The following is a 13341-nucleotide window of genomic DNA, read 5'->3' as shown; positions in this document are numbered from 1 at the left end:
CTCGCCCTCCAGTCACCCGTCCATTGGTCTATACCAATTGCGGTACGGTGCTGCCCAGGACGCTGTCGAAACACGCGGCTGTGGGGGCCTCATGACTGTGCATCACCTTCCTCAACCACCTTCCGACCAGGAGCTCTACTGGTACTTCGGACCACAGCGCCGCTGGGTGCTGATCTGCACCTCGCTGGCGTTCAGCTTCACCGCCGTGACGATGCTGACCTTCTCGCTGCGCACCCCCGCCCTCTGGGCCTTCCTCGCGGTGCTGGCGGTGAACCTGGTCGCGCTGGCGCTCTCCTCGCTCAACAGCCTGCGCTCGCGCCGCCTCACCCGGCAGTCGCACGAGGTGCTGGTGAACGCCTGGCACCCGGCCGAGCTGCCCACCGTCGACCTCTACCTGCCGACCTGCGGTGAGCCGCTGGACGTGCTGGCCAACGCCTACCGCGCGGTCGCCCGGGTCGAGTGGCCGGAGGCGCTCACCGTCTGGGTGCTGGACGACGCCGACCGGCCCGAGGTGGCCGAGCTGGCCGCCGCGCACGGGTACGAGTACGTGGTCCGCCCGGACCGCGGCGCCTTCAAGAAAGCGGGCAACCTCAACCACGCGCTGACGCTCAGCACGGCCGAGTTCGTCGCCATCCTGGACGCCGACTTCGCGCCCCGGCCGGACTTCCTGCGCCACCTGGTGCCGTACTTCGCCGATCCCGGCATCGGCATCGTGCAGAGCCCGCAGTGCTTCGACACCGACGAGACCATGGGCTGGATCCAGCGCGCCGCCGGCTCCGCCCAGGAGTGGTTCTTCCGGTGGATCCAGCCCTCCCGGGACGCCAGTGACGCGGCCATCTGCTGCGGCAGCAACGCGGTCTACCGGCGCACCGCGATCGACGCCGCCGGCGGCTTCGCCAAGCTGGACCACAGCGAGGACCTGTTCACCGGCCTGGCGCTGTACGCCCAGGGCTTCAAGACCCTCTACGTCCCGGTGCTGGTCGCCAAGGGCACCTCGCCGGACAACCTGGCCTCCTTCGTCAACCAGCAGTACCGCTGGGCGATGGGCAACCTGCACCTGCTCGCCACCCCCGAGCTGAAGCGGATCGGCGCGCCCTGGCGGATGCGGCTGTGCTTCTACGAGGGCGTGGTCGGCTACCTGACCACCGTGGTGAACATCTTCGCCGCGCCGCTGCCGCCGCTGGTGATGATGTTCTGGTACCCGGACGAGATCCGGCCCTGGCACGTGCTGCCGCTGCTCGCACCGCTCTGGCTCTGGCACGTGCTGCTGCCCCGGATCAGCCGCACCCGCTGGCGGGTCGAGGTGATCCGCGCCAACGTGCTGATGAGCGTCGCCGCCGGTGCCGCGTTCTGGCACACCCTGCGCGGCCGCAGCGCCGCCTGGGTGCCGACCGGCACGGCCGGCCCCGGCAAGAGCAAGTCGGGCAAGCTGGCGCAGCAGGTCACCGTGGTCTCGCTGATCTGGCTGGTCGGCTCGGTCGGCGCCGCCGCCGTGGGCCTGGTGCTCGCTGCGGCCGAGCACGGCATCGCGCCCACCTGGGGCCTCGGGCTCTACCTGCTGGTGCAGTTCCAGATCAGCCTGCCGCTGATCCGCGACCTGCTGATCGAACTGGTGCCGGGCGCCTCGGAGACGGTCGAGTCCCGCAACGCCACCCGGGCCCGCCGGGCGATGCTGCCCCGCCGCTGGCCGGAGGCGCTCGCCGCCACCACCGCCCTCGTCCTCGTCGCTCTGCTCGCCTCCGGCTGGGTCCGCCCCATGCTGCCCTGGCTGGGCTGAAAGGTCGTCACACCGATGTCCTCGTCCGTCGATTCGGACCTCCGTCCCACCTCCTACGTCATACCCGCGCAGCGCCCCGCGCCCGTGCGCACCACCGCCCCCGGCCGGCCGAGCGGCTTCCGGGCCGACATCGAGGGCCTGCGCGCGCTCGCCGTGCTGGCCGTGCTGGCCTTCCACGCCTCGGTGCCCGGCCTGGCCGGCGGTTTCGTCGGGGTGGACGTCTTCTTCGTCGTCTCCGGCTACCTGATCACCCATCTGCTGGTCCGCGAGGCCGTCACCACCGGCCGGATCCGGCTCGGCGAGTTCTTCGCCCGCCGGGCCCGCCGCCTGCTGCCCTCGGCCGCGCTGGTGCTCGGCGTGGTCGCGCTGGCCGGTGCCTGGCTCACCGTGCCGCTGCGCCGCACCGACCTCGAGTACGACGTCCTGGCGGCGGCGCTGTCGATCGGGAACTGGCGCTTCATCGCCCAGCAGACCGACTACCTGGCGGCCGGGCGGGACGAGAGCCCGCTGCTGCACTTCTGGTCGCTGGCGGTCGAGGAGCAGTTCTACCTGTTCTGGGGTCCGCTGCTGGCCGCCGTGGTGTTCTTCGCCGGGCGGGCCGCCCGCCGCGGCCGCTCGGTGCGCTCGGTGACCACCGTGATCGCCACCGGACTGACGGCCGCCTCCTTCCTCCTCGCGCTGTACTGGACCCAGGGCTCCGCCTCGCTGGCGTACCTCGCGACCCCGTCCCGGGCCTGGCAGTTCGGCGTGGGCGCACTGCTCGCGCTGCTGCCGTGGCACCTGCTGCCCTCCACCCGGACGCTGCGTCAACTGTGCGGCTGGGCAGGCCTGTTCGCCGTCGTCGCGGCCGTGCTGGTCTTCGACTCCAAGACCCCCTACCCCGGCTACGCCGCCCTGCTGCCGACCCTCGGCACCGCCGCCGTGATCCTGGCCGGCACCCCCGACCGGACCGGCGCGGGCACCGACCAGGGCGTCAACCGCCTGCTGGGCACCCGTGCGCCCCGGGCCGTCGGCCGGCTCTCCTACAACCTCTACCTCTGGCACTGGCCGGTGCTGATCCTCGCGGAGGCGCAGTTCGGCGCGCTCTCCTGGCCGGTGAAGGTGGCGCTCACCGCCGCCGCCGCACTGCCCGCGATGGCCGCCATGCGCTGGATCGAGACGCCGCTGCGGCACAACCGCACGCTCTCCGAACTCCCGCGCCGCGGCCTCTCCCTGGGCCTGGCCGCGGTCATCGTCCCGGTGGTGCTGGCGCTGGTGGTCGGCACCGGGACGCTGCGCCTGCTCGGCCCCTCCAAGCCCGTCGACCTGCTCGGCCTGCCGCCGGGCGCCCCCGACGGCACCTCGCTGCTGGTGCAGACCGCCGGCGCCCCCAAGGGCGGTCCGGTGGTGCCCGATCCGGTGCAGGCCCGGCAGGACTTCCCCCCGGACGGCGAGTGCGAGGTGGCCCCGACCGCGGTCAGCAGCCCCGCCTGCCTGTTCGGCAACACCACCAGCCCCGACCGGGTGGTGCTGCTGGGCGACTCGCACGCCGGGCAGTGGTTCTCCGCGATGCTGGCGATCGCCGCCGAACGCGGCTGGGCGCTGGAGGAGTTGGTCAAGCAGGGCTGCCCGCTGCCCGAACTCACCGTGGTCAACCCCCAGTTGGGCCGCACCTACCACGAGTGCGACACCTGGCGGACGGCAGCACTCGAACGCATCGCGAAGGGCCCCAAGCCCCGGCTGATCGCCGTCTCCACCCTCAACCGCTACACCGACGACCCCGGACTGCTGCTCCGGGGCTGGGAGAAGACCCTCGCCCCGCTGCGCGCCCTCGGCGTCCCGGTGGTCTACCTCCAGGACACCCCCGTCCCCGGCACCGACGTGCCGGCCTGCGTCTCGGGCCACACCGCGGACCCGGCGGCCTGCGCCTTCGACCGCGCCAAGGCCCAGTGGCCGGACCCGCTGGCCGAGGCCGTCGCGGCGGGCCGGATGCCCGGGGTGCACAGCGTCTCGGTGAACTCCGTGCTCTGCCCCGGCACCGGGAAGGCCTGCCCGGCGGTGCTGGAGCGCATCCTGCTCTACCGCGACGACGCGCACATCACCAACGTGGCGGCGGTGGTGCTCACCCCGCGCCTGGAGCGGCTGCTCACCGAGGCCGGGCTGGTACCCGCCCGCGGCGGCACCGCCGGGACCCCGCAGGCGGGCGGCTGGACGCAGCTGCTGCGGGACGACTTCGACGGGCCGTCCGGGAGCCGCCCCTCGGCCGCCAACTGGCAGTACGACCTCGGTACCTGCTACCCCGGCTGCCCGGCCCCGCAGTGGGGCACCGGCGAGGTCGAGACCATGACCGACTCCACCGCCAACGTCCGCCTGGACGGCAGGGGCGCCCTGGAGATCGTCCCCACCCGCGCGACGGACGGCAGCTGGTCCTCGGGCCGGATCGAGTCCCGCCGGGCCGACCTCAAGCCCCAGCCCGGCGGGGTGATGCGGATCGAGGCCTCGATCGCGCTGCCGGACGTCACCGGCCCGGCCGCAGCCGGGTACTGGCCGGCCTTCTGGACCCTCGGCGGCGAGCTGCGCAACGGCTACACCGGCTGGCCCGCGATCGGCGAGCTGGACGTGATGGAGAACGTCAACGGCCGGGACGCGGTCTTCGGCACCATGCACTGCGGCGTCCTGGACGGCGGCCCCTGCCAGGAGCCCAAGGGCCTCGGTTCGGGTGAGGTCCCGTGCGACGGCTGCCGGTCGGACTTCCACGCCTACGCCGTGGAGGTCGACCTGACCGCCGGGGCGGAGCAGATCCGCTGGTACCTGGACGGCCGCGAGTTCCACCGCGTGGAGGCCTCCCGGATGGACCGCGCCAGCTGGGACAGGGCCGTCGGCAAGGGGCTGTTCCTGATCCTCAACGTGGCCGTCGGCGGCAACCTGCCCGCCGCGTACGGAGGCACCGTCGGCCCGGCCACCGAGCCCGGCCACCCGATGCGGGTCGACTACGTCTCGGTCACCACCAAGCCGGCCGCCAACCGCGGCTGACCTCCCGTCAGGGCCCCGTCGGACACCGTCCGGCGGGGCCCTTCCGCGTCACCCGAGACCCGAGGGCGAAGCGGAACCCGAGCCCGGCGCCGAGGACGGAGAGGACGGCCGTCCCGAGGACGGGGTGGAGGTGCGGAAGGCGGAGGGTTGGGGGGACGGGCCGCCCGGGGAGGTCTCCTGGGTGGCGAGCAGCGCGGTGTACACGGGGGCGCGGCCGACCAGGTCCACCAGCTCGTCCAGGCTCAGCGCCGCCCGGTCCGCCGCCGCCGGGTTGATGACGGAGAGCCCGAAGACCGTGCCGCCCGGCGAGGCGAAGGTGGCCTCCAGGCGCGGGTCGGCCCCGCCGTAGGAGGAGATCCAGCCGGTCGAGCCGTCGCCCAGCACCCGGTGCACGCAGGTGGCGGCCTTCTGCGGCCCCGTCCGGGTGCACGGAGACTCCGGGGACTGGCCGGGGGCGACCGGCTGCCCTCCCCGGATGCCCAGCCGGACCGCCTCCGCGGTCGACCCCGGTCGCGGGGAGGGGCTCCCGGGCTCGGTCAGCATGAACTCCGTGAAGCCGGACGGGCTGAGGTGCAGCACCGAGAGCCGCTGCGGCGCGGCTTCCCGCACCGCCTCCCTGAGCCGCTGGAAGCCCTCCTCCATGGTCATCGCCCGGCCGGGGCCGGTCGGCGAGGCACTGGGCGACGGCGAGGCCGTGGCCGTCTCCGGCGTGACGGTGCCCGGCCCGAGGCCGGCGGGGCCGCCCCCCGCCGCGGTCACGTTCACCACCAGCAGCACGGCGGCGGCCGTGAACGCCGCGCCGAGCAGCCCGGCCCGGGCCCGCCGGGCCCGGCGCAGCCGCCGGCCGCGCTCGCGCACGGGGGCCAGCACCGCGGGCAGCGGCGGCTCCTCGTGGTCCAGCACGGCGCCGAACACGGCGGTGGCCAGCCGGCCCTCCTGCTCCGGCCCGGGGTCAGCTGCGGTCATCGTCCTTCTCCTCACTGGTCGTCATGGTCGTGGTGGTGCGGCGCCCCTGGGCCCGGCCCGACGGCCCCGCCCGGCGGCCCGGTCGGCGGATCAGTCCGCGACCAGGTCGAGGACCGAATCGCCCAGCACCTCGCGCAGCTTGCCCAGCGCGCGGTGCGCGTCCGAGCGCACGGTGCCCTCGGCCAGTCCGAGCACCCGGGCGGTCTCGGCCACGGTCTGGTCCTCCCAGTAGCGGAGCACCAGCACCGCGCGGTACTGCGGGCGCAGCTCGGCCAGCGCCGCGCGCAGCGCCAACTGCCGGTCGCTGTCCGGCACTCGGGCGGCCTGGGTCTCGGGCGGTTCGGGGAGGCTCAGCTCCGTGCTGGACCGGCGCCGCAGCCCGTCGATGTGGTCGCGCACCATCACGGTGCGCGCGTACGCTCCGGCCTTGTCCGGCTCCCGCAGGCGTCGCCAGCGCGCGTACAGCTTCACCAGCGCGCCCTGCACCAGGTCCTCGGCCGCGTGCCAGTCCCCGCACAGCAGGTAAGCCGTCCGCCGCAACGCCGGATACCGCGCCGCCACGAACTCCTCGAATCCGGCCTCACCGCTGCCCGCACCCATCCCCGCGCCCCCTCGATCCGTCCGGGGGTTCCGTCCCCCACCCCTCTGACGCGGTGGGCACCCCGTTCCGCTGCAAGGAGTACGCGGTGACGTCCCGTCAGGGCTCGGAGGACGGATGCGTCCGGGGCCCGTTCCGGCCAGCCGGAGGGCCTTCTGCCGGGGACGCCGGGCCACCAGGATGGTGATCACCGGCCGAGCGACGCTCGCCGGAACACCCGCCGCTCCGGCGCCTCCAGCTCTCCCAGAACGGGGTACCCCCATGTCCGCACGTCGTCCGATCCGCCGCACCGCCGCCCTCGCGGCCACCTCCGTGCTGGCGGCCGTGGTGACGGCCGGCGGCCAGGGGACGGCCTCGGCCGCCTCGGTCGCCACCTGGGACAAGGTGGCCCACTGCGAGAGCACCGACAACTGGAGCGCCGTCAACCCCGCCGGCTACTACGGCGGTCTGCAGATCAACCTGCACAACTGGCAGTACTACGGCGGGACCCAGTACGCGGCCCGCCCCGACCAGGCCACCAAGACGCAGCAGATCCTGATAGCCGAGAAGATCCTCGCCGACCAGGGCTACCGCGCGTGGAGCTGCTGGCCCGGCACCGGTCTGGACACCGACCGCGCGGACCCGTTCCCGGCGCCGGCCAACACGGTGCGCCTGGTGGACCTCAAGCCCGGCGGCACGCTGCAGAACGCCGAGGGGAACTTCTCCACCGGCCGGTGGTCCGGCTGGAGCGACCTGGGTGCCACCGGGATCACCGAGGTGACCAGCGCCGCGACCGGGTCGGTGAACCGGATCTTCGCGATCCAGGGCGGCAAGGTCTTCGAGAAGGACGGCAACTACGCCACCGGCCAGTGGTCCGGCTGGTTCCAGCCCGCCACGGGCGCGCTGCCGGTCAACGCCGCCGCCCTCTCGGCCTCCGCCTTCGGCAACACCGTCCACCTGGTGATGGTCGGCACCGACGGACACCTCTACAACACCGACGCCGACTACAACACCGGCGGCTGGAACGGCTGGACCGACCACGGCGGCGGCTTCAAGCGCGTCACCAGCGCGGCCACCAGCGACAACGTCAACCACATCTTCGCCATCAACAGCAGCGACCAGGTGGTCGAGAAGGACGCCGACTACGCGAACGGCAGCTGGAGCTCCTGGACCAACGCGGGCTCCACCGCGTTCACCGCGCAGGACGTGGCCGCCTCCGCCTCCGGCCGGACCGTGCACCTGAGCGCCGTCGCGCCCGACGGCAGCTGGTCCAACACCGACGGCAACTTCGCCACCGGCCAGTGGAACGGCTGGTTCAAGATGCCCGGCGGCAACCTCAAGCGGATCACCAGCGCCACCGCCAACAACGTCAACCACGTCTTCGCCACCGACACCGGCAACCGCCTGCTGGAGATCGACGGCGACTACAACACCGGCACCTGGAGCTCCTGGGCCCCCGCCGCCGGTGGCGCCGACTCGCTGAGCGCCACCGCCGCCTTCACCAGCTGACGCACCGTCGGCCGGCTCCCGGTCTCCGGACCTCGGCCTCCGGGCCCGCTGCCAGGGGGCCGGTGACAAGTGATCCGTATACACCCCATAAGCTTCCGCACCGACCCCCGTCGACCGCGCGGCGCCCGCCGTGCCGCACTTGGAGATGACATGCCCCGCCTGACCGCCCTCGCCGCCACCACCGCCCTGCTGGCGGCCGTCGGGGGCACCGCCGTCGCGCCCGCCGTGAGCAGCGCGGCCACCGTCGCCCCGGCCGCGGCGAACGCGCCGGTGGTGCGGGTGCTGCCGCTGGGCGACTCGATCACCTTCGGCCGCAGCAGCTGCACCGGCAACGGCTACCGGGGACCGCTCCAGGGCCTGGCCACCGCCGGCGGCCGGTACGCTCTCGACTTCGTCGGCTCCAACCGCAACGGCGTGATGGACGACTACGCCAACGAGGGCCACCCCGGCTTCACGGTCGATCAGATCGGCCAGGGCGTCGACCAGGGCTGGCTCGCCGCCCGCCCGGACGTGGTGCTGCTGCACATCGGCATCAACGACCTCAACCAGGGCGCCAACGGCACGGACACCGCGGCCAGGGCGGTCGCCCTGGTCAACAAGATCTTCGCCGCGCAGCCGGGCGTCACCGTGATCATGCAGGGCCTGATCGGCGCCAGCACCGGCATGAACAACCCGATGCCGGTCAACCTGTCCGCCAACATGGACGCCTTCAACACCCGCCTCCAGCAGGAGGAGTCCGTCCAGCAGCAGGCCGGCCGGCACTTCCGCTTCGCCAAGGCCCCCACCCTGACCCCGGCTCAGATGAACGACGGCCTGCACCCGAACGACGCCGGCTACGCCGTCTTCGCCCAGGGCTTCGCCACCCTGCTCGACCAGACGTACTCCGCCCGCTGGTTCACCGGCAGCGCCACCCAGCTCGCCCGCCCGTCGGACGCGGTGCGCCTGGTCGGCCTCAAGGACGGCCGCCTGCGCAACGCCGAGGGCGATTTCGCGGCCGGGCAGTGGAGCTCCTGGAACGACATGGGCGCCGACGGGGTCACCGAGGTCACCAGCGCCGCCACCTTCTCGGTGAACCGGATCTTCGCGGTCCGCGACGGCAAGGTCTTCGAAAAGGACGGCGACTACGCCACCGGCCAGTGGTCCAACTGGTTCGAGCCCTCCTTCGCCGACGCCCTCCCCCGCAAGGCCGTCGCGGTCTCCGCCTCCGCGCTCAACCACGCGCTCCACCTGGTCGTGATCGGCGAGGACGGCCACCTCTACAACGCCGACGCGGACTACGAGGCCGGCCGCTGGACCGGCTGGACCGACCACGGCGGCAACTTCAAGCGCGTCACCAGCGCCACCACCACCGACGGCGTCAACCACCTCTTCGCCGTCGACGCCACCACCAACCAGGTGATGGAGAAGGACGGCGACTACTGCGCGGGCCGGTGGAACGGCTGGACCGCCTCCGGGCCGAGCGTCGTCACCGCGCAGGACGTGGCCGCCTCCGCCTCCGGCCGCACCGTCCACCTGAGCGCCGTCACGGCCAACGGCACCTTGGTCAGGACCGACGGCGACTTCGCCGCCGGGCACTGGAGCGGCTGGGCCCAGATGCCCGGCAGCGGCATCACCCGGGTCACCAGCGCCACCGCGAACGGCGTCGAGCACCTCTTCGCCACCAGCGGCGGCCGGCTCAAGGAGCTGGACATCGACCTCGCCGCCGGCACCATGAACAGCTGGGCCGAGCCGGCCGGCGGCGCGGACGCGCAGAGCGCCACCGCCGCCTTCACCAGGTGACCGAGCACGCACACGACGCCGAGGGCGGCCGGGGAATCCCCGGCCGCCCTCGGCGCGTGCGCCCCGCTCAGTCAAGCCGGGCGTCGAAGGCCAGCACCTCCACCAGGGCGTCGACCGAGGCTTCGGGGAGGCCTCGGGAGACGAACCAGGCGCCGATGTTGCGCACGTCGCGCTCCAGGAAGGAGCGTCCGCGCGGGTTGGCGATGACGTCCACGATCTGCGGGACGTCGATGATCACCAGCCGGCCCTCGTGCACCAGGGTGTTGTAGGCCGAGAGGTCGCCGTGCGCGTACCCCTGTCGGGCCAGCACGGAGAGGCTGCGGCCGAGCTGGTCCCAGAGGTCCTGGACGTCCACCTCCTCGGCGGCGTACTGGGCGAGCCGCCGGGCGGCCACGCCGTGTTCGTCGCCGACGAACTCCATCAGGATCTCGGTGCCGGTGATCTGCACCGGGTACGGCACCGCGACCCCGGCCTCCCAGAGGCGGCACAGGGCGGTGAACTCGGCCGCCGCCCACTGCCCGGCGATGGCCTCCTTGCCGAAGGAGGTCCGCTTGGCCATGGCCCGGCTGATCCGGGACTCCTTGTGCTGGCGGCCCTCCAGGTAGCCGGAGTCCCGGTGGAACATCCGGTGCTGGGCGTCGCGGTAGCGCTTGGCCGCCATCAGGGTGCGGCGGCCGGTGCCGGGGACGGCGCGCTCCAGCAGGAAGACGTCGGCCTCCTTGCCGGTCTTGACGATGCCGAGCTCGGTGTCGACGGCGGCGAGCTCGGTCACCACCCAGTCCGGGCGGGGCTCGGGGCCCTTCTCGGTCGGGGTGGACTGGTCCCAGGTGGACCAGCGGTCGCCCTCCGGCGGGCCGTCACCGGCGGGAGGGGTGGTGGGTTCGGCGTCCTCGTCGAAGGAGTCGACGGGGAACTCGGGGAAGAAGTACTCGGGCTCGACGTCGTCGAACCGCTCGTTCCGGCGGCCGCGCCGGGCGCCGCCCTTGGGGCGGATACGGGAGAAGGAATCACTGTCGGCGAAACGCTCGCGCACTGCGGGGGCTCCTGAGGAGTCGGCCCACCGGGGTGCGTCGAAGGGTGTGACGCGTCGTCAGCCGGTGGGCTGGGAACGGAAGTAGGCGTATGGCGCGCACGAAGAAGCGCGCCGCGACACGGCGGCGACCATGCGTACACACCTCCTCGGAACTTCCGGACTCACAACAGCGCGATCACCATAACAGCGGGCCCGCCCGCGGACGCAAGTGGTTTTCCTCAGGCCCCGACCGGGTGCGCCCGCAGCACCGTCGAGGCACCCTCCCGGCGGGCCACCAGCGCGAACGGGAAGCGGTCCAGCTCCAGGCAGAGCGCCACGTCGTCGGGGTGGACGCCCTCCCGGACGCCCTGCGCCAGCTCGGCGGCGGCCAGTGAGCCGGCCGCGCGCAGCAGGTACGGTTCGGCGTCGGCGGGGCCGTCGGCCAGCGCGGCGACGTACTGGGCGCAGGCCAGGTCCTCCTCCGCCCGCCCCCGCTCCCCCGTGACCACGAAGGTGACCTGCTCGGCGCGGTGCTCCCGCAGCACGGCGGCCGTGGCCCCGGCCACCGCGAAGCTCGCGCAGAGCACCAGCGGCGCGTCGCGCACGGCGAGGGCGCCGACCGTTCCGGCGGTGGTCTTCTGGACGACGGTGCGCCCGCCGAGGTCGGCCGTGCGCAGCAGGCCGGGCGAGTTGACGGCGTCGAAGCCGGGGGCGGCCGGGCCGTCCTTGAGGGCGAGCCAGTCGGGGTGACGGGCCTTCAGCTCCAGGGCCTCGTCCAGGGTGGCGGCCAGGACGATCCGCTCGGCTCCGCGGCCCAGGGCCCCAGGCGGCGGTGGTGAAGGCCCGCATGACGTCCACCACCACGGCCACGGGCGGGACTCCGGTCAGGTCTTCGATGGCGAGGAAGCGCGCGTCCATCCGTGGACTCTGACACGGAGGCCGGCCGCCCCGCTGGGAATTTCGGCGCGGCGGCCGGTTCGGGGCCTGCCTCGGGGCGGTCTCAGACCGGGTGGCCGGAGGCGTCGGTGTGCAGGGACTGGGTGTTGAACTTGATCTGCCAGACGACCACCTGGCCGCCGGGCCGCTCGCACACTACGGCGCCGTCCTGCCAGGGCCCGTTGCTCGGGTACCACTGACTGCCCACCGGGTCGCCCTGGTTGAGTGTGGACGTCGTGGACGCCGAGGCCGGTGGTGAAGGCCTGGCCGAAGACGTAGATGCGGGCGGCGGCCTCCAGGTGCGGCAGCAGGACGTCGAGCGCGTTGGTCGCCGTTGCTGGCGATCCAGGGGAAGAAGCGGAGGTAGGGGCGGAAGTGGTCGAGGCCGCCGAGGCCGAGGATGCGACGGCGCAGCTTGGTCACCGAGGTGGCCAGCGAGTCCGAGAGGTCCGGGCCGAAACATCGGGCTGCCGGGCGGGTGCGGAGCGAGGGTGTGGTGGAGGCGGGCGGAGGCGGCGGTGGAGCCACTCGAACCAGAGGCGGTTGCGCAGCAGCGGGCTGCGGACGTAGTCGAGGGCGCCGGAGGTGGCCGAGGAGACCAGGTGGTGGAAGCCGTCGGGGCGGTTTGCGCAGGCCGGCGATGTCCGCCCCGGTCAGGTCGTCGACCACGCGGTAGCTGACGCCGACGCTGCCGGGGGCGTCCACGTCGAGGCGGCCTGGTAGACGCCGACGGGCGTCTGGCGGAAGAGGTGCCCGTGGTACCACTGGCCGAAGTCGTGGGTCGGGGTCGCGGGAGAGAGTCGTGCAGGCTTCCGATGGCGACCCCGTAGTTTCGGAAGAGCCATATACCCCCCACTCTCCGCCCACCACGACCCGACCGCAGGCCGAACGGCCCTGCGCGGCAGCCCCGTCGGACCCCTCCGTCCACGCCTGAGCTGCCCGAACGGGCAGTCTTCCGTCACTCTGTGCCGACGGCCGGGAACGGTCAGGCACCGTGATCCGGCCTGTTTCCGGGAGACCGTCCCGGTGACCGGAAGATGAAGGCCCGGATATCGGACGAGCCGGTGGGCGGCGCGCCTGGGCGGCTGAGCGCCGGGGATCGCCGCTGGTCCCCTGCGGGACGCGTCCGGATGGTGAGACGGAGGTGGTCACCAGGGGAACGGCCGGAGGGCCGCCCCAGGGTGTCCCGGTACCGGTCGGTACCGCCGGGGACCGGAAATGAATCGAGGCTGTGCTTGCCGCTTCGAATCCGTGACCGAGAGTCACTCGGGTGACGACGGAACCCCGTCCGTCCCAGGACCCGGCCTTCTAGCCACCGCGAACTTCCGGCACCTGCTGCTCAATCAGACGAACCGCCACCAGTCAGGCCGGCAGTAGGTCACCATGGTCCGACTGCCTTGGCGGCGGTGCTGGAGCTGCACGCCTCGGCCTTCCCAGGTTCGGGCCTTGCTGACCGCGGCCAAGGAAGACCGCCGCCTTCGTCCTGGGGGCCTGCCCGCCGGGGCCTGGCTGGACCGGATGCGGAAGCTGCCGGTGCTGGTCCGGGCCCGACCTGGTGCGCCTGCTCGCCGCGGCTGATCCCACCGGCCGCGCTGGCGGGCGTGCTGACGATGGCCCAGCTCTACGCCGTCGCGCTGGTCCACACGAGCGTGGCGACGGTCCTTCTTCGACAAGTGTCCAAACACAATCCGTACCTGCCCTCACCGTCTCTGGCCGGCCGGCGCGGGAACAAGGCTGAGGTGTGGACCGGGACAACAGGGGCAGGCCATTGGA

General features: G+C 73.3%; 8 protein-coding genes and 3 pseudogenes. 5 read left to right on the top strand and 6 right to left on the bottom strand.

Translation table 11 applies throughout. The features are described from left to right. The first annotated feature begins 91 nt into the window (after positions 1–91). Together ABD946_RS19730 and ABD946_RS19725 are read left to right on the top strand one after the other, a co-directional pair. Positions 92–1777, top strand: coding sequence for a glycosyltransferase family 2 protein (locus tag ABD946_RS19730; protein WP_345285368.1), 1686 nt, complete (start codon positions 92–94; stop codon positions 1775–1777). A 15-nt stretch (positions 1778–1792) separates the two neighbouring features. Further along, positions 1793–4789 (top strand): acyltransferase family protein, encoded by a 2997-nt coding sequence (locus ABD946_RS19725; RefSeq protein ID WP_345285366.1) that lies wholly within the window; start codon positions 1793–1795, stop codon positions 4787–4789. Between the two features lie 48 nt (positions 4790–4837). Here the strand turns inward: ABD946_RS19725 and ABD946_RS19720 are convergent, their stop codons facing one another. Both ABD946_RS19720 and ABD946_RS19715 read right to left on the bottom strand, forming a co-directional pair. Continuing rightward, positions 4838–5755, bottom strand: coding sequence for a hypothetical protein (locus ABD946_RS19720; RefSeq protein ID WP_345285364.1), 918 nt, complete (start codon positions 5753–5755; stop codon positions 4838–4840). Positions 5756–5845: 90 nt separating this feature from the next. Further along, on the bottom strand, positions 5846–6355 hold the full coding sequence (locus ABD946_RS19715) for a SigE family RNA polymerase sigma factor (protein WP_345285362.1): 510 nt from the start codon (positions 6353–6355) through the stop codon (positions 5846–5848). 259 nt (positions 6356–6614) lie between these two features. On the opposite strand from ABD946_RS19715, the gene ABD946_RS19710 reads away from it, so the two are divergent. Next, positions 6615–7841, top strand: coding sequence for a transglycosylase family protein (locus ABD946_RS19710; RefSeq protein WP_345285360.1), 1227 nt, complete (start codon positions 6615–6617; stop codon positions 7839–7841). A gap of 150 nt (positions 7842–7991) precedes the next feature. After that, positions 7992–9620: a GDSL-type esterase/lipase family protein gene (locus ABD946_RS19705; protein WP_345285358.1), complete on the top strand. Its 1629-nt coding sequence runs from the start codon at positions 7992–7994 to the stop codon at positions 9618–9620. A gap of 67 nt (positions 9621–9687) precedes the next feature. On the opposite strand, the gene ABD946_RS19700 is transcribed toward ABD946_RS19705, so the two are convergent. The 4 genes and pseudogenes from ABD946_RS19700 to ABD946_RS42815 form a co-directional block, all read right to left on the bottom strand. Next, a complete protein-coding gene (locus ABD946_RS19700) occupies positions 9688–10653 on the bottom strand; it encodes a serine protein kinase RIO (RefSeq protein ID WP_345285356.1) in 966 nt (321 codons plus the stop codon). Between the two features lie 218 nt (positions 10654–10871). Continuing rightward, positions 10872–11550: pseudogene (locus ABD946_RS19695) on the bottom strand (2-phosphosulfolactate phosphatase). Between the two features lie 82 nt (positions 11551–11632). Beyond that, positions 11633–11782, bottom strand: a pseudogene (locus tag ABD946_RS42820) (DUF2278 family protein); the annotation flags it as partial. 25 nt (positions 11783–11807) lie between these two features. Beyond that, positions 11808–11900, bottom strand: a pseudogene (locus ABD946_RS42815) (hypothetical protein); the annotation flags it as partial. Positions 11901–13014: 1114 nt separating this feature from the next. Here ABD946_RS42815 and ABD946_RS19685 point away from each other — a divergent pair. Continuing rightward, positions 13015–13146, top strand: a complete 132-nt coding sequence (locus ABD946_RS19685) for a hypothetical protein (protein ID WP_345285352.1) — start codon at positions 13015–13017, stop codon at positions 13144–13146. Positions 13147–13341 lie beyond the last annotated feature (195 nt).

This window comes from Kitasatospora albolonga (genome assembly GCF_039535905.1).
Taxonomy (GTDB): Bacteria; Actinomycetota; Actinomycetes; order Streptomycetales; family Streptomycetaceae; genus Kitasatospora; species Kitasatospora albolonga.
The sequence above is the reverse complement of the archived record's forward strand: the minus strand, read 5'-3'. Positions and strand labels throughout refer to the sequence as shown.

What these genes read in the sequence shown, in the direction of transcription:
- ABD946_RS19710 (WP_345285360.1), top strand. Translation starts at nt 6,615, where the DNA reads ATGTCCGCACGTCGTCCGATCCGCCGCACCGCCGCCCTCGCGGCCACC.
- ABD946_RS19705 (WP_345285358.1), top strand. Translation starts at nt 7,992, where the DNA reads ATGCCCCGCCTGACCGCCCTCGCCGCCACCACCGCCCTGCTGGCGGCC.
- ABD946_RS19715 (WP_345285362.1), bottom strand. Translation starts at nt 6,355, where the DNA reads ATGGGTGCGGGCAGCGGTGAGGCCGGATTCGAGGAGTTCGTGGCGGCG.
- ABD946_RS19725 (WP_345285366.1), top strand. Translation starts at nt 1,793, where the DNA reads ATGTCCTCGTCCGTCGATTCGGACCTCCGTCCCACCTCCTACGTCATA.
- ABD946_RS19730 (WP_345285368.1), top strand. Translation starts at nt 92, where the DNA reads ATGACTGTGCATCACCTTCCTCAACCACCTTCCGACCAGGAGCTCTAC.
- ABD946_RS19720 (WP_345285364.1), bottom strand. Translation starts at nt 5,755, where the DNA reads ATGACCGCAGCTGACCCCGGGCCGGAGCAGGAGGGCCGGCTGGCCACC.